Here is a 17,752-nt window from a genome sequence, read left to right on the forward strand (position 1 = left end):
TTGCGCAAACGTCTCGCGGTGATCCGGAAAAATCTGCAGCCCTTGATGTCAGAAGGCTTGCAGGCTTTTCCTACAAGGTGGCACGGGCTTTGCGATAGAACCAGCAGATGCCTGCCGTCGCGCAGCTCGAAAAAACAAATCCCTCCAGTGCAGGAGGGTTCGCCATTGGGTGAGGTGGGCAACAGTTGGATGTTGTCGCCGCGCACTCTTGAGGAACTTTGCAATGACGACTCGTCAGCCACTGTACAAATCCCTGTATTTCCAGGTGATCGTTGCAATTGTCATCGGTATCTTGCTCGGTCACTACTATCCACAGCTCGGTGTGGCCGTAAAACCGCTGGGTGACGGGTTCATCAAACTGATCAAGATGATCATCGCGCCGATCATCTTCTGCACCGTCGTCAGCGGTATCGCTGGCATGCAGGACATGAAATCGGTCGGCAAGACCGGTGGCTACGCACTGCTGTATTTCGAAATCGTTTCGACCATCGCGCTGCTGGTCGGCCTGGTGGTGGTCAACATCGTCCAGCCGGGCGCCGGCATGCACATCGACGTGTCCACACTGGATGCCTCCAAAGTGGCTGCCTATGTCTCGGCCGGTGCTGATCAAAGCGTCGTCGGCTTCCTGCTCAACGTGATCCCGTCCACAATCGTCGGTGCGTTCGCCACCGGTGACATTCTGCAAGTGCTGATGTTCTCGGTGATCTTCGGTTTCGCCTTGCATCGCCTGGGTGCCTACGGCAAGCCGCTGCTGGACTTCATCGATCGCTTCGCCCACGTGATGTTCAACATCATCAACATGATCATGAAGCTCGCACCAATCGGTGCCTTCGGTGCCATGGCTTTCACCATCGGTGCCTACGGTGTCGGCTCGCTGGTGCAACTGGGCCAGTTGATGGCCTGCTTCTACATCACCTGCCTGCTGTTCATCCTGATCGTGCTGGGCAGTATCGCTCGCGCTCACGGCTTCAGCGTGTTGAAACTGATCCGCTACATCCGCGAAGAACTGCTGATCGTGCTGGGTACTTCCTCTTCGGAGTCGGTGCTGCCACGCATGCTGATCAAGATGGAGCGTCTGGGTGCGCAGAAGTCCGTAGTTGGCCTGGTGATCCCGACCGGTTACTCGTTCAACCTCGACGGTACTGCGATCTACCTGACCATGGCGGCCGTGTTCATTGCCCAGGCCACCGACACCCACATGGACATCACGCACCAGATCACCTTGCTGGTGGTGTTGCTGCTGTCTTCCAAGGGCGCTGCAGGTGTGACCGGTTCGGGCTTCATCGTACTGGCAGCCACCCTGTCCGCCGTAGGCCACCTGCCGGTTGCCGGCCTGGCGTTGATCCTGGGTATCGACCGTTTCATGTCCGAAGCCCGCGCACTGACCAACCTGGTCGGTAACGCCGTTGCCACCATCGTTGTGGCCAAGTGGGTCAAGGAGCTGGACACCGACGTGCTGCAAGCTGAGCTGGCGTCTGGCGGTCGCGGCATTGCCGACGAGCCTAAGGACGATGTTCTGGGCCACGTCGAAGCGGTAACCCCGACTAACGCCAAGTAAGCCTTGTTGTCATGAAAAACCCGCTTTGGCGGGTTTTTTCTTGCCCGGGATTTGAGCGCAACGGTCATTGGATGTGGCGCATAAGGTGATTGCTGCAAAGCGCTTGGCTGCCTAGGCTGGGGCATCATCCAGGGAGAACGCTCATGCTCGGTCCATTGGCATCACTCAAGGTTCTGGACTTCTCGACATTGCTGCCGGGGCCGTTCGCTTCGCTATTGCTGGCGGACATGGGCGCCGAAGTGTTGCGCATCGAATCGCCGACCCGCATGGACCTGCTGCGCGTGCTGCCGCCGCACGATCAGGGCGTATCGGCCAGCCATGCCTACCTCAATCGCAACAAACGCAGCCTGGCCCTGGACCTCAAGCAGCCCGAAGCGCTGGAGGTGATCAGGCAATTGTTGCAGGACCACGACATCGTGCTGGAGCAGTTCCGTCCCGGCGTCATGGAGCGTTTAGGCCTGGGTTATGAAGCCTTGAAGGCGATCAATCCGAAGCTGATTTATGTATCGATCACCGGTTACGGCCAGACAGGCCCCTACAAGGATCGCGCCGGTCATGACATCAATTACCTGGCGCTGGCCGGGCTTTCGAGCTACAGCGGTCGCGCCGACAGTGGGCCGCTGCCGTTGGGCATGCAGGTGGCAGACATTGCCGGTGGCTCGTTGCACGGGGTGATCGGCCTGCTGGCCGCTGTCATCGCTCGACAGCAAACCGGGCAGGGCCAGCACCTGGACGTGAGCATGACCGATTGCGCATTCAGCCTGAACGCCATGGCGGGTGCCGGGTACCTGGCCTGTGGTGTCGAACCGGGTCGGGAAGACCAGATGCTCAATGGTGGCAGCTTCTATGACTATTACCGTTCCCGGGATGGGCGCTGGCTGTCGGTGGGCAGCCTGGAGCCGGGGTTCATGAAACAGTTGTGTGCGGCGCTGGGGCTGGAGGAGTGGGCGAGCCTGGGGTTATCTACGCAACCTGCGCAGCAACGCAAGCTTAAGGATGCGTTGAAGACCGAGTTCGAAAAGCATGACTTTGCCGAGCTGTGCGCGCTGTTTGCCGAGCTTGATGCTTGCGTCGAGCCGGTATTGAGCCTGGGTGAGGCGGTACGGCATCCGCAGTTGCAGGCGCGGGAGCTGGTGACGCAAGTGCCGCGGGGCGATGGTTCGAGTCAGGCGCAGATGGCTTGCCCTTTGAAGTTTTCAGGCGGATTGCCGCAGCCCAGGCATATTGGTGCAGCGTTGGGACAACATACCGATCAGGTGTTGGGGGAGTTGGGGTTCAGCGTTGAGCGGGTCGCCGAGTTGCGGCGTGCCAAGGTGGTTCTCTAGCGTCTGATAGATCGCCTTCGCCAGCAGGCTGGCTCCCACAATGGATTTGTGGCGCACCGATGATCCCCTGTGGGAGCCAACCTGCTGGCGAAAAGGTCGACCCAGGCACCGCAAATCCGACTTACTCGACCCGCATCTCGCCACTGAACACCAACGTGTTGCGACACCGTCGACACAAATACCGCCGCCCCTGCCGTACCAAACCATGACGTTGCGCCGAGAACGGGAAATCGCTGTCGGCGCACGGGCACTTGTAGATGTAGCGGGTCACGCTGCGGCGCTTGACATCGTAGGTGTGGCAACGGTTGGGGGGCAGTTCGTACACGCCGCGCATGATCAGTTGCCACTCTTCGCCATGGGGCTGGATGCGGTCACCGAACAGTTGATGGGCGATCAGGTGCGCGACCTCGTGGGCGACGGTCTGCTTGAGAAAATCTTCGGTGTTTTCACGGTACAACTGCGGATTGAAGCGCAGCAGGTTCTCGTGCAGGTGCGCGACACCGGCTTTCTGCCCACGCAGCTTGAAACTCACCACGGGGCGTTTGAACGGTCGTTTGAAAAAGGCTTCGGCTTGTTGGAAACAGTCTTCGACGCGGGTATTGAGTTGCTCGGGCATGCTTGATGGATCTCCAGAGCAGTCGAGTATGCCGCAAGCCAGGGGCCTTGCGAATCGGCGAGGTGCCGAATGGTCTTCGGCGCTCTTTGTGCCTGGGCATTAAAAGGCCGCCTTGCGGCGGCCTGTGTCGGCAGATCTGATTTTTTTGTGGTGAGTTGCTAATTGGTATAGACCGGCCCCACGCCGAGTCCCCAGACAATCACGGTGAACGCCATGATGGCTACCAGCACCACCAGGCCTACGGCGAGCACCGAACTTGAAAATAGAAAGCCCTCGTCAGATGGTATGTTCATGAAGGTTGGCAGGCCCACATACAGCAGGTACACCGTGTAGCAGATGGCCGCCGTGCCGACGACCATCCCCAGCCACAAGTGGGGGTACAAGGCCGCGAGGCCGCCGATGAACAGCGGCGTAGCGGTATAGGTTGCGAACGCAATGCAGCGTGCGAGGCTCGGATTGGCGTCATAGGTGCGGGCCATCCAGTGGATGAATGCCCCCATCACCGCTACACCGCCGAGCATCGCCAGGTACGACATGACGGTCATCCATAGTGCGCTTTCCACGGTCAGCATCACCGGCGGGCGATTGCCGATGACCCAGCCCACCTGCGTGGTCCCGATGAAGGCCGATACCGCAGGTATCGCCGCCAGGATCAGCGTATGGGTCAGGTACATGTGGCTGATACTTTCTTCCTGATCGCCACGAATCTCTTTCCATTCTTGGTCAGGGTGGGTGAAGAGCCCCACTACGTGATGGATCATGCCAGTCACTCCTCTTGTTTTTACCGTCGCCCCCCAGTGGAGCGCCTACGGGCCAACGAGGCCAAGTAAGTAGTAGGTCTGTATGTGATTCGACCTTATGTCGCAGTATAGGAAGGACTTAACCCTACAGGGGGTAGGGCTTAGAGCAAATTGCGCTGTAAAGCGCCGGGGTAATCGCTGTTGCGTCTGTAGGGCGCGCGATCCGTCGGGGCACTTCGTTCCTGAAGGGTTTTTGCGTAAAATGCCGGCCTTTCGTCACACCTCACGGATTTCGCGTCATGGGCACTCTTACGGTCAACCAGAACAAACTGCAAAAGCGCCTTCGCCGACAGGCCGGTGAGGCGGTCGCCGATTTCAACATGATTGAAGACGGTGACAAGGTCATGGTCTGCCTGTCCGGCGGCAAGGACAGCTACACCATGCTTGATGTGCTGATGCACTTGCAGAAGGTCGCGCCGATCAAGTTCGAGATCGTGGCCGTGAACATGGACCAGAAACAGCCGGGTTTCCCCGAGCATGTGCTGCCGGCCTACCTCAAGGAGCTGGGCATCGAGTACCACATCGTCGAGAAAGACACATACTCGGTGGTCAAGGAACTGATTCCGGAAGGCAAGACCACCTGCTCCCTGTGCTCGCGCCTGCGTCGTGGCACGCTCTACACCTTCGCCGACGAAATCGGCGCGACCAAGATGGCCCTTGGGCATCACCGCGACGACATTGTCGAGACGTTCTTCCTGAACATGTTCTTCAACGGTTCGCTCAAGGCCATGCCGCCGAAGTTGCGTGCCGATGACGGGCGCAACGTGGTGATCCGCCCCCTGGCCTACTGCAACGAAAAAGACATCCAGGCCTACTCGGACCTCAAGCAATTCCCGATCATCCCGTGCAACCTCTGCGGCTCCCAGGAAAACCTGCAGCGCCAGGTGGTCAAGGACATGCTGCAGGATTGGGAGCGCAAGACCCCGGGCCGCACCGAAAGCATTTTCCGCAGCCTGCAGAACGTGATCCCGTCGCAATTGGCGGACCGCAACCTGTTCGACTTCACCAGCCTGAAGATCGACGAATCCGCCGCTTCGCGTTTCGTCAACGTGGTCAACCTTTAAACACCATCACTGTGGGAGCCAGCCTGCTGGTTCCCACAGGTGTTGTTACATTTTTCAATCCTCAGGAGAGGGCATGCGCGACTACAAGTGGCTGAACGAATACTGCTTGAACCGCTTCGGTTCGGCGGCTGAACTGCAAGCCCATCTGCCCGTTCCCAAGACTGCGGCGCAACTGCGCGACATCACAGACGATCGTTACTTGTCGACCATGGCATTGCGCGTATTTCGCGCCGGGCTCAAGCACAGCCTCGTGGACGCCAAGTGGCCGGCCTTCGAAGAAGTGTTCTTCAAGTTCGACCCGGAAAAAGTCGTGCTGATGAGTGCCGAACACCTGGAGCGGTTGATGCAGGACACGCGGATCATCCGCCATCTGGGCAAACTCAAGAGCGTACCGCGCAACGCGCAGTTCGTGCTGGATGTGGCTCATGAGCAGGGTAGCTTCGGCGCGATGATCGCCGATTGGCCGGTGACCGATATCGTCGGGCTGTGGATCTTGCTGAAAAAGCGCGGTCATCAGTTGGGCGGGCTGTCGGCGCCGCGATTCTTGCGCATGGTCGGCAAGGACACCTTTGTGCCGAGCTATGACGTGGTGGCCGCGTTGAATGCACAGAAGATTGTCGACAAGGTGCCGAGCAGCCAGCGGGACCTGGCGTTGGTGCAGGACGTGTTCAACCAGTGGCATGAAGAAAGTGGCGGGCGGCCGATGAGCCAGATTTCGATGATGCTCGCGTACACAGTGAATCATTGAGACCGAGTCGCCCCAATCGCGGGCAAGCCCGCTCCCACAGGTTTTTGTGTCGATCACATACTTGTGTTTCAACAGAGATCCTGTGGGAGCTGGCTTGCCAGCGAAGGCGTCGGATCAGGCGACGGGGATTTCACCCTCGCCAGCCAACTTGCGATTCAGCTGATACCGCCACCGCACATACAACAGTGCCGAACAGAACACCGCCAGGCTCGCGGCCATCTCCAGCACGCCGAAGATCTGCCGGTTCGGGTCATAGGCGGCCAATGCACCCTTGATGAAGTACAGGTTCACCACAAAGCACATCCACGAATGCCCACGGGCATTGCCGACAATCATCCCCGGCGCGAGCAACAGCAGTGGCACCAGCTCAATCAGCAGAATCACCCACGGCCGCGCACCGTGCAGGTCGGCGACCATCAGGTAGTAAACGCAGAGCAATCCCACCAGGCCAAAGAAGCACAGCAGGCTGATGGCGCGCATCGCCTTCACCCGTGGTTCAAGCCATTCGATAGCGGGCAGGACCTTCGGCTTCTTGGCCACCCTCAACCCTCCAGTTTCTGTGCAGTCTTGGCCAGGCGCATGCCCAGGGCCCGGCACAGTGCCACTTCGTGGGCGTCCAGACCGCTTTTGCCATCGGCTCCGGCGTGATGGCTGGCGCCGTACGGCGTGCCGCCGCCCTGGGTTTCCAGCAAGGCCGACTCGCTGTAGGGCAGGCCGGTGATCAGCATGCCGTGGTGCAACAGCGGCAGCATCATCGACAGCAGGGTGGTCTCCTGCCCGCCATGCAGGCTCGCGGTGGAGGTGAACACACCGGCGGGTTTGCCCACCAAGGCACCGGTCAGCCACAGGTTGCTGGTGCCGTCGAGAAAGTACTTGAGTGGCGCGGCCATGTTGCCGAAGCGGGTCGGACTGCCCAGTGCCAGGCCGGCGCAGTTTTTCAGGTCATCGAGGCTGGCGTAGAGCGCGCCTTCGTCAGGGATATCCGGCGCCACGGCTTCGCACTCGGTGGAAATGGCCGGCACCGTGCGCAATCGGGCTTCAAGGCCGGCCTGTTCGACGCCACGGGCAATTTGCCGGGCCATTTCGTTGGTCGAGCCGCTGCGGCTGTAATACAGCACCAGAATGTACGGCGCACTCACGGCAACAGCTCCAGGATCTGCTCTGGCGGACGGCCGATGATGGCCTTGTCGCCCACTTCGAGGATCGGTCGCTCCATCAGTTTCGGGTGGGCGGCGATGGCGGCGATCAATTGCGCCTCGCTCAGGCTGCTGTCGGCCAGGGCGAGGGTCTTGTATTCGTCTTCGCCGGTGCGCAGCAGTTGCCGCGCACTGATCCCGAGTTTGCCCAGCAGGCTCTGGATTTGCGTGGCATCCAGCGGCGTTTCCAGGTAGCGGACCACCGTCGGGGCCAGGCCGCGGGCTTCAAGCAGTTCGAGCGCACCGCGGGATTTCGAGCAGCGCGGGTTGTGATAAAGCGTCAGATCGGTCATGAGCGGGTCGCATCTTGCGTAAGGTGGCGGCTATTCTAACTGGGCAGCGCATAATCCTGAACCTTGCCGGGCAAAGGGTCGCAGGCGCTTTCAATTTTTGACAAGGAACACGACATGACAAGGCGACTGGCAGCGGCATTGACCATTATCGGGGCGTTGATGCTGGGGGGCTGCGGTAACGACTACGGGATCGATCAGAACGGACAGAAGGTCGCCTCCGAGCGTCTGGACGGCAAATGGCTGGTGATCAATTACTGGGCTGAATGGTGCAGCCCGTGCCGTACGGAGATTCCGGAGTTGAACGCGTTGGCCGACCAGCTCAAGGACAAGAAGATCGGCGTGTTCGGGGTCAACTTCGACAACGTTCAGGGCGAAGAGCTGAAAAGTGCCAGCGAGAAACTCGGGATCAAGTTCACCGTGCTGGCGCAGGACCCTTCCGAATTGTTCGAGCTGCCGCGCAGTGAAGCGTTGCCGGTGACCTACATCATCGATAACAAGGGCAAGGTGCGGGAGCAGTTGATGGGCGAGCAGACGGCGGCGGGGGTGGTGGCGAAGCTGGAGGCGTTGCAGGCTAAAAACTGATTGCGCTGATCGTTCCCACGCAGAGCGTGGGAACGATCAGGTAGAGGGCATCAACCCTCTTCCAGCCACCAGCGCAGTGGCTTGCCTTCGGCTGGCCAGAAACGCATCTGGTCGATAGACGAGACGTCCCAGCTCTGCACGTTTTCCAGCGCCTGGAGGAAGCGTTTTTCCTGCTCCATCAGCGCTGGCGCACAGAGTTTGCGGGTGCTGCCGATCTTGCCGAAGCTCAGCTTGTTGCCTTCCAGGGTGTACGGCGCGAACCAGTGGTTGCAACCGCCGCTACCATAGGCCCGACCGTCGTCGCCCAAGGTAATGGTCAGGTGGCTGTAATCCATCAACGGACGTTCGCCGATCCACTCCAGGATGTAACTGCGATTGTGCTCAAGCTGCACCGGGTCCGCGGCGCAGCCCAGCAGGCTTGCACCGACCAGTGCGGTCAGGGCGAGGCGTTTCATCACGCAGGCTCCTGGCATTTAGGGCACAGGTGTTTCTCGCCAACGGTAGTCCAGCCCAACTCGGCGATCCGCGCGGAGGCAGCAGGCTTTTCGGCCTTGTTGCCAAGCTTGGCGTCAACGGCGAACTCGAAACTCAGTTCCTTGGCGCAGCTGTCGCAGTTCACCTGCCAGGTATGGATCGCCAGTTCGCCGAACACCGGGCCACTGGCCACCGCGACCCATTGGCCGGGCGGGTTGATCAGGTGGCGAACCGTTTCGACGGTCAGGCGCATGGACAAGTCCTTGGCGCCCTTGAGGGTCACGACCAGCACGTCGTTATTACGAATCGAGCCGCCGTTGCCGGTGACTTGATAACGCCCCGGCACCAGGGCGCGGCATTCGGTGAGGGTGTGTTGCGGGTTCATCAGGGTGTAGCGGAAATCGTGTTCGACCATGGGTCCTCCAAATATGCGCGATATGCTAGCACGGGCATACGCGCAGCATGGCGCGGGCATATGACCTTCGATCAGGTTCAATCACCCTCGACCTGATTCTCCGGCGCTCCGGCCGCCCAGGCAGCGATGTTCTGCAAGGTGGTCGCGGCAATCGCGCCCAGGGCTTCGCGGGTCAGGAAGGCCTGGTGTGCCGTGACGATCACGTTGGGGAAGGTCAGCAACCGCGCCAGTACATCGTCCTGCAATGGCAGATCGGAACGGTCTTCGAAAAACAGCTGGGCTTCCTCTTCATACACATCCAGTCCCAAATAACCCAGCTGGCCGTTCTTCAAGGCATCGATCAGGGCAGGGGTGTCCACCAGGCCGCCGCGACCGGTGTTGATCAACATGGCGCCAGGCTGCATGTGCGCCAGGGATTGGCGGTTGATCAAATGCTTGCTCTGTTCGTTGAGCGGACAGTGCAGGCTGATGATCTGCGACTCAGCCAGCAACTGCGGCAAGCTCAGGTAGCGGGCGCCAAGCGCTTCGACCTGCGGATTGGGGAAGGGGTCATAGGCCAGCAGTTGGCAGCCGAACCCGTGCATGATTTTCGCGAAGGTCGCACCGATCTGCCCGGTGCCGACCACGCCGACGGTCTTGCCCACCAGGTCGAACCCCGTCAACCCGTGCAGGCTGAAGTCGCCTTCGCGCGTGCGGTTGTAGGCGCGGTGCAGGCGGCGGTTGAGTGCCAGGATCAGTGCTACGGCATGCTCGGCAACGGCGTGGGGCGAATAGGCCGGGACGCGCACGACCGCCAGCCCCAGGCGCTTCGCCGCCGCCAGGTCGACATGGTTGTAACCGGCCGAACGCAGGGCGATCAGGCGGGTACCGCCCGCGACCAGGCGTTCGAGCACCGGGGCGCCGAGGTCATCGTTGATAAAGGCGCAGACCACCTCGTGGTGCTCCGCCAGTGCGACGGTATCGAGGCTCAGTCGTGCCGGCTGAAAGTGCAACTCGATAGCCGGCGGCAGGTTGGCGGCGAGAAAGCTGTCGCGGTCGTAGGTCTGGCTGCTGAAAAGAATCGTGCGCATCTGTTCTCCTTGAAGACTCATGCCCTGGCGTTTTCACAACATTATTAGCCCTTCCATCGCCCGGCGCCTTGCGCTGCATCAGGCATTGATGCGCGCCTGGGCGGCCAGGCGATTGATCGCCCGGTCGAGATCTTCAAGTGCGCGATAGGCCTTCGGATCTTGCTGCTTGAGCAAGGTTTCACTGCGCTGGCAGGCGGCGCGCAGTTGCGGTACGCCGCAATAGCGGGTTGCGCCGTGCAGGCGATGAACCCGCTCGATCAGGGCGTTGTGGTCGTTGCTTTGCTGGGCCTGGCGGATGGCTTCGCGGTCGGCTTCCAGCGATGCCAGCAGCATTGCCAGCATGTCAGCCGCCAGATCGGCCTTGCCTGCGGCCAGGCGCAAGCCTTCTTCGTGATCGAGCACCTGCAACTCGTAGGTGCTGCCGTGGCTGTCGCCTGCGCGCTCTGGCGTGTGATTGCGCAGGGCCAGCCCGCTCCATTTGAGTACCACTTGCGCCAGTTGCCGCTCGCTGATCGGCTTGGTCAGGTAATCGTCCATGCCGCTTTGCAGCAGTGCGCGTTTTTCGTTGGCCATGGCATGCGCCGTGAGGGCCACGATCGGCAGCGGCGTGCAATGGCGATCGCTTTCCCATTGGCGGATCGCTTCGGTGCTTTGACGCCCATCCATGCCGGGCATTTGCACGTCCATCAGCACCAGGTCGAACGTCTCGTTCTGCACCGCCTTGATCGCCGCGTAACCGCTTTCCACGGCGAGCACCTTGGCGCCCATGTCTTCGAGCAGGGTCTGCACCAGCAGCAGATTGGCCGGGTTGTCGTCGACGCACAGCACCTTCGGCGCGCGGCTTGACAGCGGCTCGCTGGATTCGCTACGCGATTGCCGCGGGTTGACCAGGTCGGACAACGCGCGCCGCAGCTTGCGGGTACAGGCCGGTTTGGCCTGGAGCTGGCTGTGGGGGTTGGGCACCGACAGGTGGAACAGCGTCTGTTCCGTGGTGGGGCACAGCACCAGCACTTTGCAGCCCAGGTGTTCGAGGTCCCAGATGTGTTGGTTGAGACGTTCCGGTGGCATGTCGTTGCTGGTGATTCCCAGCACCGCGAGTTCGATCGCCTGATCGGTCTGATGCGCGCCGGTGACGCCGTTGGTCAGGCTTTCCAGGGTATTGAACGTGATGACGTCCAGGCCACAGTCTTCCAGTTGATGCTGCAACGCCTGGCGCGCCAGTTCATGATTTTCCAGCACGGCAACCCGCCGTCCGAGCAACGGCGCGCTCGGCAGGTCTTCGGCATCGTCGCGGGTCTTGGGCAGGTTCAGGCTGATCCAGAACTCCGAACCCTCGCCCGGGGTGCTGTCGACGCCAATTTCGCCACCCATCTGTTCGATCAGGCGCTTGGAGATCACCAGGCCAAGGCCCGTGCCACCGGGTTGCCGCGACAGCGAGTTATCAGCCTGGCTGAAGGCCTGGAACAACGCGCGCACATCCTGGCTCGACAGGCCGATGCCGGTGTCCTGGATGCTGATGCGCAATTGCACGCTGTCTTCGTGTTCTTCTTCGAGCATGGCCCGGGCGACGATGGTGCCCTCGCGGGTGAACTTGATCGCATTGCTGACCAGGTTGGTCAGGATCTGCTTGAGCCGCAACGGATCGCCCACCAGCGACAGGGGCGTATCGCGATACACCAGGCTGATCAGTTCCAGCTGTTTGGCGTGGGCGGCCGGGGCGAGGATGGTCAATGTGTCTTGCAGCAGGTCGCGCAAATTGAACGGAATATGGTCGAGCACCAGCTTGCCCGCCTCGATCTTCGAAAAGTCGAGGATCTCGTTGATGATCCCCAGCAGGCTGTCGGCGGACTTTTCGATGGTGCCCAGATAATCGAGCTGGCGCGGGGTCAGTTCACTTTTTTGCAGCAGATGGGTAAAGCCGAGGATGCCGTTGAGCGGCGTGCGTATTTCATGGCTCATGTTGGCCAGGAACTCGGACTTGATCCGGCTCGCCTCCAGCGCTTCCATGCGGGCCAGGTCCAGTTCGATGTTCTGGATCTCGATGGTCTCGAGGTTCTGGCGCACGTCCTCGGTGGCCTGGTCGATGCTGTGTTGCAGTTCTTCCTGGGCATTCTGCAGGGTGCCAGCCATGCGGTTGATGCCGGAGGCCAATTCATCCAGCTCCTGGCTGCCCAGTGGCGGCAGCCGAGTTTCCAGGTGACCGTCCTTGAGTTGGGCCACGGCTTGTTTGATCTGGGTCAGCGGCCGATTAATCGTGCGGCCCATGCGCAATGCCAACAGCGCCGCGCCGCCGAGACCGCCAGCGATCATCAGCAGGCTGGCAAAGAGGCTGCGGTAGCCACGCAGAAGCATGCCGTTGTGGGACAGTTCGAGTTCGACCCAGCCCAGCAGACGGTCGGCTTCATCGGGGATCACGTCGCCTGCCAGGTTGCGATGTTTGCCGAACACCGGCAGCAGGTACCGCGTTGCTTCGCTGCCACTGCGGCGCAGCATCTGCGAGCCTTCGCCCATCGGCGCCTGGGTCAGCATGATCGGCCCGGCGTGGGCCCGCGGCGTGCGGTCTGGCGCAAGGAAGGTCACGGCTCGCACGTCCGGTTGTTCCAGGGACTGGGTGGCGATGCGTTCCAGCATTTCGTTGTTGTTGTGCCCCATGGCTGGCGCCACCAGCGGTGCCAGCTGCTCGGCGATCATTTCGCCGCGCTGCAGGAGTTGGGTTTGCAGGTCCGATTGCTGCATCCAGGTGAAATAGCCGCCCAGGACCAATGCCATGAGGCTGGTCGGCAGCAACGTCAGCAACAGCACGCGGCCCTTGATTCCCAGTTTCGTCAGCACGCCTCTCTCCTGCAACCGGCTATTTATCGGGCTGCGCGTGCGTCCGGCACGCGCCACTTGCGCAGTGTAGCGATTTGCAGGCGGGCAATCCTCGATAATTGATGTCGTCATTCGTCGGTTGGTCGTGCGCTTTTTCACCCGGTGCAAACCCTTGGGTTGCCCCGGGCGAGGCAATCTTGAATAATTACCAACTGAGAATTATTTGCAGATACTAATGACGACCATCAGCGCTGGCCATCCCCGTATCCTCTCCATCGAAGACGACCTCGTACTCGGTGCCTATGTGCATGAACATCTGGGCCGCAGCGGCTTCCAGGTGACCTGGTGCCAGAACGGCCAGGAGGGCCTGGACATTGCCCGCGAGCAAGCCTTCGATGTGGTGCTGATGGACATCCTGTTACCGGGTATGGACGGGTTGGCGGTGCTGACGCAACTGCGCCGCAGCCATTCCACCCCGGTTTTGCTGATGTCGGCACTCGGTGCCGAGGCCGATCGCATCAGCGGCTTTCGGCTGGGGGCCGATGATTACCTGCCCAAACCCTTCAGCATGGTCGAGTTGCGCGTGCGCATTGAAGCCATCCTGCGCCGCGTCGCGCTCGATCGCCGGCCGACCCCGGTGGCAATGGTGGCCGACGTGGACAGCCTGCGTTTTGACGATGAATGCTTCGACGTTTTTTATGGCCAGCAGCCTGCAGGCCTGACCCGAACCGAGTACCGCCTGCTGGAAACCCTGAGCCGCAGCGTCGATGAAGTGTTGAGCAAAGCCTTCCTTTATCAGCAGGTGCTGCAACGCGGTTATGCCGCCCACGATCGTAGCCTGGACATGCACATCAGCCAGATCCGCCGCAAACTCAAGGCCATCGGCTACACCGAGCGGGAGGTGCGCACGGTCTGGGGTAAGGGCTACATCCTGAGTGCCGTCGATGAAGTGTAAGTTGCCCGGCCGGCATTCGCTGTTCTGGAAACTGGCGTGCCTGTTGGTGGCGTTTTGCCTGCTGATGATCTGGTTGAGCTGGTCCTGGGGTCGCTACATGGAGCAGCGCAACCAGTTTCTGTCGGATGAAGCGCGCGGCACGCTGACGCGCTATGCCGCCGAGGCTGAGCAAGCGTGGCAGCAGCGCCAGCAAGAGGGTGTCGATAGCTGGCTGCAGAGCATGCACAACCGCGAAACGGGGTGGGTCGGTGTCATCGGCGGTGATCTGCAGTCATTGAGCAGCTATACGCTGACGGACAAGGAAATCGAGCGCCTGACCTTTCTACGCGGCCTGGATTGGCCCGTCCACAAGAAAGGCCGGCCATGGATGCGAGTGCCGTTTCCCGGCGATCCGGCCGCCGGCAGCCTGGTGATCGAACTGCCGAAACGGTTCGTGCCCGGGCGCTACCGGGTGTTCTGGCGGGTGATCACCAACGGCGTCATTCCGGGGTTGTTCACCTTGCTGTTGTGCGTCGGCCTGTACCGCTTGCTGGTGGTGCCGCTCAATCACTTGCGCGAACAGGCCAATGCCTGGCGTGCCGATCAGCTCAACGTGCGACTGTCACGCCGCACCACCAATCGCGCCGACGAACTGGGGGAGCTGGGCAGGGCGTTCGATCACATGTCCGAACGCCTGCAAAGCACCGTGGCCTTGCAGCAACAACTGTTGCGCGACCTGTCCCACGAACTGCGCACGCCGTTGAGCCGCCTGCGGGTGGCCAGCGAAAGCGAGCAGGAGCTTGAACAACTGCGCGAGCGCATCGGCCGCGAGGTCGATGGCATGCAACGGCTGGTGGAAGACACGCTGCAACTGGCCTGGCTCGATACGGAGCGCACGCGATTGCCCGACGAAGCGATCCAGGTCCAGGCCTTGTGGGAAATGCTCACGGAAAACGCCTGCTATGAAAGTTGCTGGCCGGATGCGCAGTTGCAGTGCTCGGTGGACGCCTCCTGCTGGGTGCGCGGCCATCTCAATACCCTGGCCCAAGCCTTGGAGAACATGCTGCGTAACGCCATTCGACATTCACCCAAGGGCGGCATCGTCCACCTGGGCGGGCGACGCGACGGCGACTTCTGGCACTTGTGGCTGGAGGATCAGGGTGGCGGTGTGGCGGAAGCGGATCTTGAGCGGATCTTCCTGCCCTTTACCCGCCTCGACGGCTCACGGCCGGGGGATGGCGGATTCGGCCTGGGCTTGAGCATCGCCAGGAATGCGGTGCGGCGCCAGGGCGGCAGGCTTTGGGCGCAGAACACCGGGAGCGGGTTGCGGATGAATATGCGCCTGGTGGCGGATGATGGCGCTGTCAGTGACGACGCCTTCGCGAGCAAGCTCTCCCATCCTGCAACGTGCTGATTTTGCCGGAGCGTTCCTGAGTTCCTGTACGACATTTCCCAAAGGCTATCACCGGTCATTTCGAACATCCCTGGCGGTTTAAGCTCGCGCTTTTACTCATGTTCAAGGATTCACTCATGACCGTACCCCAAGTACCCGGCAGTACCACCGACGACCGATTCAATGAAGTGCTTGCACTGGTTCAAAGTGCCAGGCGACAGGCCATGCAGGCGGTGAATACTCAACTGATTGAGTTGTATTGGCAGGTTGGTGCCTATATCAGCCGCAAATTGGAGAAAGCCGAGTGGGGTGATTCCGTTGTCGGTCAACTCGCGGAACATCTCAGTCTGACCCAGCCCGGGCTGCGTGGATTTACCCGCTCGAACCTGTTTCGCATGCGCCAGTTTTACGAAACCTACCGTACCGAACTAAAAGTCGCACCACTGGCGCGACAATTATCCTGGTCACATAATTTGATCATCTTCGGCCAATGCAAGCGGCCAGAAGAGCGCGAGTTCTATCTGCGAATGGCCGTTCAGGAAAAATGGTCGAAACGCGAGCTGGAGCGTCAGTTCAAGGCGGCGCTGTTTGAGCGCAGCGTGACCCAGCCGGCCAAAGTCTCCGCAGTACTGAAACAAACCCACCCCTCTGCGTTAGAGATATTCCGTGACGCCTACATGGTCGAGTTTCTCGACCTGCCCGGCGCCCACGGCGAAACCGATTTGCATCGAGGCTTGCTGGTGCGTCTCAAGGAGTTTCTGATCGAGCTAGGTCGGGATTTTTGCTTTGTCGGCTCCGAATATCCGCTACAAGTCGGCGGGCGTGATTTTGCGTTGGACTTGCTGTTCTTTCACCGCGGTCTCAACTGCCTGGTGGCCATCGAACTCAAGGTCGGGCGTTTTGAGCCGGAGTATCTGGGCAAGCTGGGCTTCTATCTGGAAGCCCTGGATCGCGAAGAGCGCAAGCCTCATGAAAACCCGGCAATCGGTGTCCTGCTCTGTGCCAGCAAGGATGACGAAGTCGTCGAATACGCCCTTAACCGCAGCCTGTCGCCCGCGCTGATCGCGGAGTATCAGGTCCAGCTGCCGGACAAACAGTTGTTGCAGGCCAAGCTGCATGAGTTCTATGCCTTGAATGTCGCCCAATCGAAAGAGGGCTGATTTAGCTGCTTATTCCCATAAACCATAAGCACCACACTTTGCGTGATATGGGCTTGCGAGGTTTGCCGGTATGATAGGCGCCCCCGCAGTCTGGATTGCGAATACGCCATGACCTTGCAGTACCCAACCATCGCCGATTGCGTCGGCAACACTCCGCTGGTCCGTTTGCAGCGCCTGCCCGGCGAAACCAGCAACACCCTTTTGCTCAAGCTCGAAGGGAACAACCCGGCGGGTTCGGTCAAGGACCGTCCGGCGCTGTCGATGATCACCCGCGCCGAGTTGCGCGGGCAGATTCACGCAGGCGATACGTTGATCGAAGCGACCTCGGGTAACACCGGGATCGCGCTGGCCATGGCCGCTGCGATCAAGGGTTACAAGATGATCCTGATCATGCCGGACAACTCCAGCGCCGAACGCAAGGCCGCCATGACCGCTTATGGTGCCGAGTTGATCCTGGTCACCCAGGAGCAAGGCATGGAAGGCGCCCGCGACCTCGCCCAGCGTATGGAAGCAGAGGGTCGCGGCAAGGTGCTGGACCAGTTTGCCAACGGGGACAACCCGGAGGCGCACTACACCACCACCGGTCCGGAAATCTGGCGCCAGACCCAGGGCACCATCACCCATTTCGTCAGTTCCATGGGCACCACCGGCACCATCATGGGCGTCTCGCGCTACTTGAAAGAGCAGAACGAGCGCGTGCAGATCATCGGTCTGCAACCGATGGAAGGTTCGGCCATTCCGGGTATCCGTCGCTGGCCCCAGGAGTATCTGCCGAAGATCTACCAGGCTGATCGTGTTGACCGCATTGTCGATATGGCCCAGAGCGAAGCCGAAGACGTAACCCGTCGACTGGCCCGCGAAGAAGGCATCTTCTGTGGCGTGTCCTCCGGCGGTGCTGTGGCAGCGATGCTGCGCCTGTCCAAAGAAGTTGAAAACGCGGTGATCGTCGCGATCATCTGCGACCGTGGCGACCGATACCTGTCGACCGGCATTTTCGACGCGCCCAACTGATGGCCAAGCATGAGAGAGGCCTGCGCTTCCAGCCCACCGGCGGCAGCAAGGCCCCGCAAATCCCGACCGGCAAAAAACAGCGCTTGAACATCGAGCGCCTGGCCAACGACGGTCGCGGTATCGCGTTTTTCGAAGGTCGCACCTGGTTCGTCATCGGCGCACTGGCCGGTGAAGAAGTCGAGGCGCGCGTACTCGGCGCCCACGGCAAAGTGGTCGAGGCGCGTACCGAGCGGGTATTCAAGGCCAGCGAACTGCGTCGCCCGGCACCGTGCGCCCATGCCAGCCGTTGCGGCGGGTGCAGC

Annotated in this window: 19 protein-coding genes; 10 read left to right on the top strand and 9 right to left on the bottom strand. The window is 60.8% G+C overall.

What is annotated here, in order from left to right; all coding sequences use genetic code 11:
• Positions 1–223: 223 nt before the first annotated feature.
• Together PMI35_RS30330 and PMI35_RS30325 are read left to right on the top strand one after the other, a co-directional pair.
• Positions 224–1,558: a dicarboxylate/amino acid:cation symporter gene (locus tag PMI35_RS30330; protein WP_008054811.1), complete on the top strand. Its 1,335-nt coding sequence runs from the start codon at positions 224–226 to the stop codon at positions 1,556–1,558.
• Between the two features lie 143 nt (positions 1,559–1,701).
• The gene (locus PMI35_RS30325; protein WP_008054812.1) at positions 1,702–2,883 is read left to right on the top strand and encodes a CaiB/BaiF CoA transferase family protein; all 1,182 of its coding nucleotides are present in this window, start codon (positions 1,702–1,704) and stop codon (positions 2,881–2,883) included.
• 121 nt (positions 2,884–3,004) lie between these two features.
• Here the strand turns inward: PMI35_RS30325 and PMI35_RS30320 are convergent, their stop codons facing one another.
• Positions 3,005–3,499, bottom strand: coding sequence for a SprT family zinc-dependent metalloprotease (locus PMI35_RS30320; RefSeq protein ID WP_008054813.1), 495 nt, complete (start codon positions 3,497–3,499; stop codon positions 3,005–3,007).
• 158 nt (positions 3,500–3,657) lie between these two features.
• The gene (locus tag PMI35_RS30315) at positions 3,658–4,260 is read right to left on the bottom strand and encodes a Yip1 family protein (protein ID WP_008054814.1); all 603 of its coding nucleotides are present in this window, start codon (positions 4,258–4,260) and stop codon (positions 3,658–3,660) included.
• Positions 4,261–4,538: 278 nt separating this feature from the next.
• Here PMI35_RS30315 and ttcA point away from each other — a divergent pair, with 278 nt between their 5' ends.
• Together ttcA and PMI35_RS30305 are read left to right on the top strand one after the other, a co-directional pair.
• The gene (gene ttcA / locus PMI35_RS30310; protein WP_007946825.1) at positions 4,539–5,363 is read left to right on the top strand and encodes a tRNA 2-thiocytidine(32) synthetase TtcA; all 825 of its coding nucleotides are present in this window, start codon (positions 4,539–4,541) and stop codon (positions 5,361–5,363) included.
• Between the two features lie 73 nt (positions 5,364–5,436).
• Entirely contained in the window at positions 5,437–6,111 is a 675-nt protein-coding gene (locus PMI35_RS30305) for a DNA-3-methyladenine glycosylase I (protein ID WP_008054815.1), read from the top strand.
• Positions 6,112–6,225: 114 nt separating this feature from the next.
• On the opposite strand, the gene PMI35_RS30300 is transcribed toward PMI35_RS30305, so the two are convergent.
• Genes PMI35_RS30300 through arsC form a run of 3 tightly spaced genes read right to left on the bottom strand, consistent with a single transcriptional unit; the run spans position 6,226 to position 7,600 of the window.
• Entirely contained in the window at positions 6,226–6,651 is a 426-nt protein-coding gene (locus PMI35_RS30300) for a DUF2069 domain-containing protein (protein ID WP_008054816.1), read from the bottom strand.
• Between the two features lie 2 nt (positions 6,652–6,653).
• Complete coding sequence (gene wrbA, locus PMI35_RS30295) at positions 6,654–7,250, bottom strand: NAD(P)H:quinone oxidoreductase (protein ID WP_008054817.1); 597 nt, start codon at positions 7,248–7,250, stop codon at positions 6,654–6,656.
• On the bottom strand, positions 7,247–7,600 hold the full coding sequence (gene arsC, locus PMI35_RS30290; RefSeq protein ID WP_008054819.1) for an arsenate reductase (glutaredoxin): 354 nt from the start codon (positions 7,598–7,600) through the stop codon (positions 7,247–7,249). Before arsC ends, wrbA begins: the two co-directional genes overlap by 4 nt.
• 114 nt (positions 7,601–7,714) lie before the next feature.
• On the opposite strand from arsC, the gene PMI35_RS30285 reads away from it, so the two are divergent.
• Entirely contained in the window at positions 7,715–8,182 is a 468-nt protein-coding gene (locus PMI35_RS30285; protein WP_008054820.1) for a TlpA disulfide reductase family protein, read from the top strand.
• A gap of 50 nt (positions 8,183–8,232) precedes the next feature.
• On the opposite strand, the gene PMI35_RS30280 is transcribed toward PMI35_RS30285, so the two are convergent.
• The 4 genes from PMI35_RS30280 to PMI35_RS30265 form a co-directional block, all read right to left on the bottom strand.
• Positions 8,233–8,637: an META domain-containing protein gene (locus PMI35_RS30280; RefSeq protein ID WP_008054822.1), complete on the bottom strand. Its 405-nt coding sequence runs from the start codon at positions 8,635–8,637 to the stop codon at positions 8,233–8,235.
• Positions 8,637–9,071, bottom strand: coding sequence for a hypothetical protein (locus PMI35_RS30275; RefSeq protein ID WP_008054824.1), 435 nt, complete (start codon positions 9,069–9,071; stop codon positions 8,637–8,639). Before PMI35_RS30275 ends, PMI35_RS30280 begins: the two co-directional genes overlap by 1 nt.
• Before the next feature lie 77 nt (positions 9,072–9,148).
• A complete protein-coding gene (locus tag PMI35_RS30270; RefSeq protein ID WP_008054825.1) occupies positions 9,149–10,141 on the bottom strand; it encodes a 2-hydroxyacid dehydrogenase in 993 nt (330 codons plus the stop codon).
• Positions 10,142–10,219: 78 nt separating this feature from the next.
• Positions 10,220–12,973: a response regulator gene (locus PMI35_RS30265; protein ID WP_008054826.1), complete on the bottom strand. Its 2,754-nt coding sequence runs from the start codon at positions 12,971–12,973 to the stop codon at positions 10,220–10,222.
• 214 nt (positions 12,974–13,187) lie between these two features.
• Between PMI35_RS30265 and PMI35_RS30260 the strand changes: the two genes are divergently transcribed.
• The 5 genes from PMI35_RS30260 to PMI35_RS30240 all read left to right on the top strand — a co-directional run.
• Positions 13,188–13,907 (top strand): response regulator transcription factor, encoded by a 720-nt coding sequence (locus PMI35_RS30260; RefSeq protein WP_008054827.1) that lies wholly within the window; start codon positions 13,188–13,190, stop codon positions 13,905–13,907.
• Positions 13,897–15,300, top strand: coding sequence for a sensor histidine kinase (locus PMI35_RS30255; protein WP_008054828.1), 1,404 nt, complete (start codon positions 13,897–13,899; stop codon positions 15,298–15,300). Before PMI35_RS30260 ends, PMI35_RS30255 begins: the two co-directional genes overlap by 11 nt.
• Before the next feature lie 116 nt (positions 15,301–15,416).
• Entirely contained in the window at positions 15,417–16,439 is a 1,023-nt protein-coding gene (locus tag PMI35_RS30250; protein ID WP_008054830.1) for a PDDEXK nuclease domain-containing protein, read from the top strand.
• A 108-nt stretch (positions 16,440–16,547) separates the two neighbouring features.
• Positions 16,548–17,450, top strand: a complete 903-nt coding sequence (gene cysM / locus PMI35_RS30245) for a cysteine synthase CysM (RefSeq protein ID WP_008054834.1) — start codon at positions 16,548–16,550, stop codon at positions 17,448–17,450.
• Positions 17,450–17,752 (top strand): TRAM domain-containing protein (locus tag PMI35_RS30240; RefSeq protein WP_008054835.1); only part of this gene is annotated, 303 nt, incomplete at its 3' end. The genes cysM and PMI35_RS30240, both read left to right, overlap by 1 nt.

This window comes from Pseudomonas sp. GM78, assembly GCF_000282475.1.
Lineage (GTDB): Bacteria > Pseudomonadota > Gammaproteobacteria > Pseudomonadales > Pseudomonadaceae > Aquipseudomonas.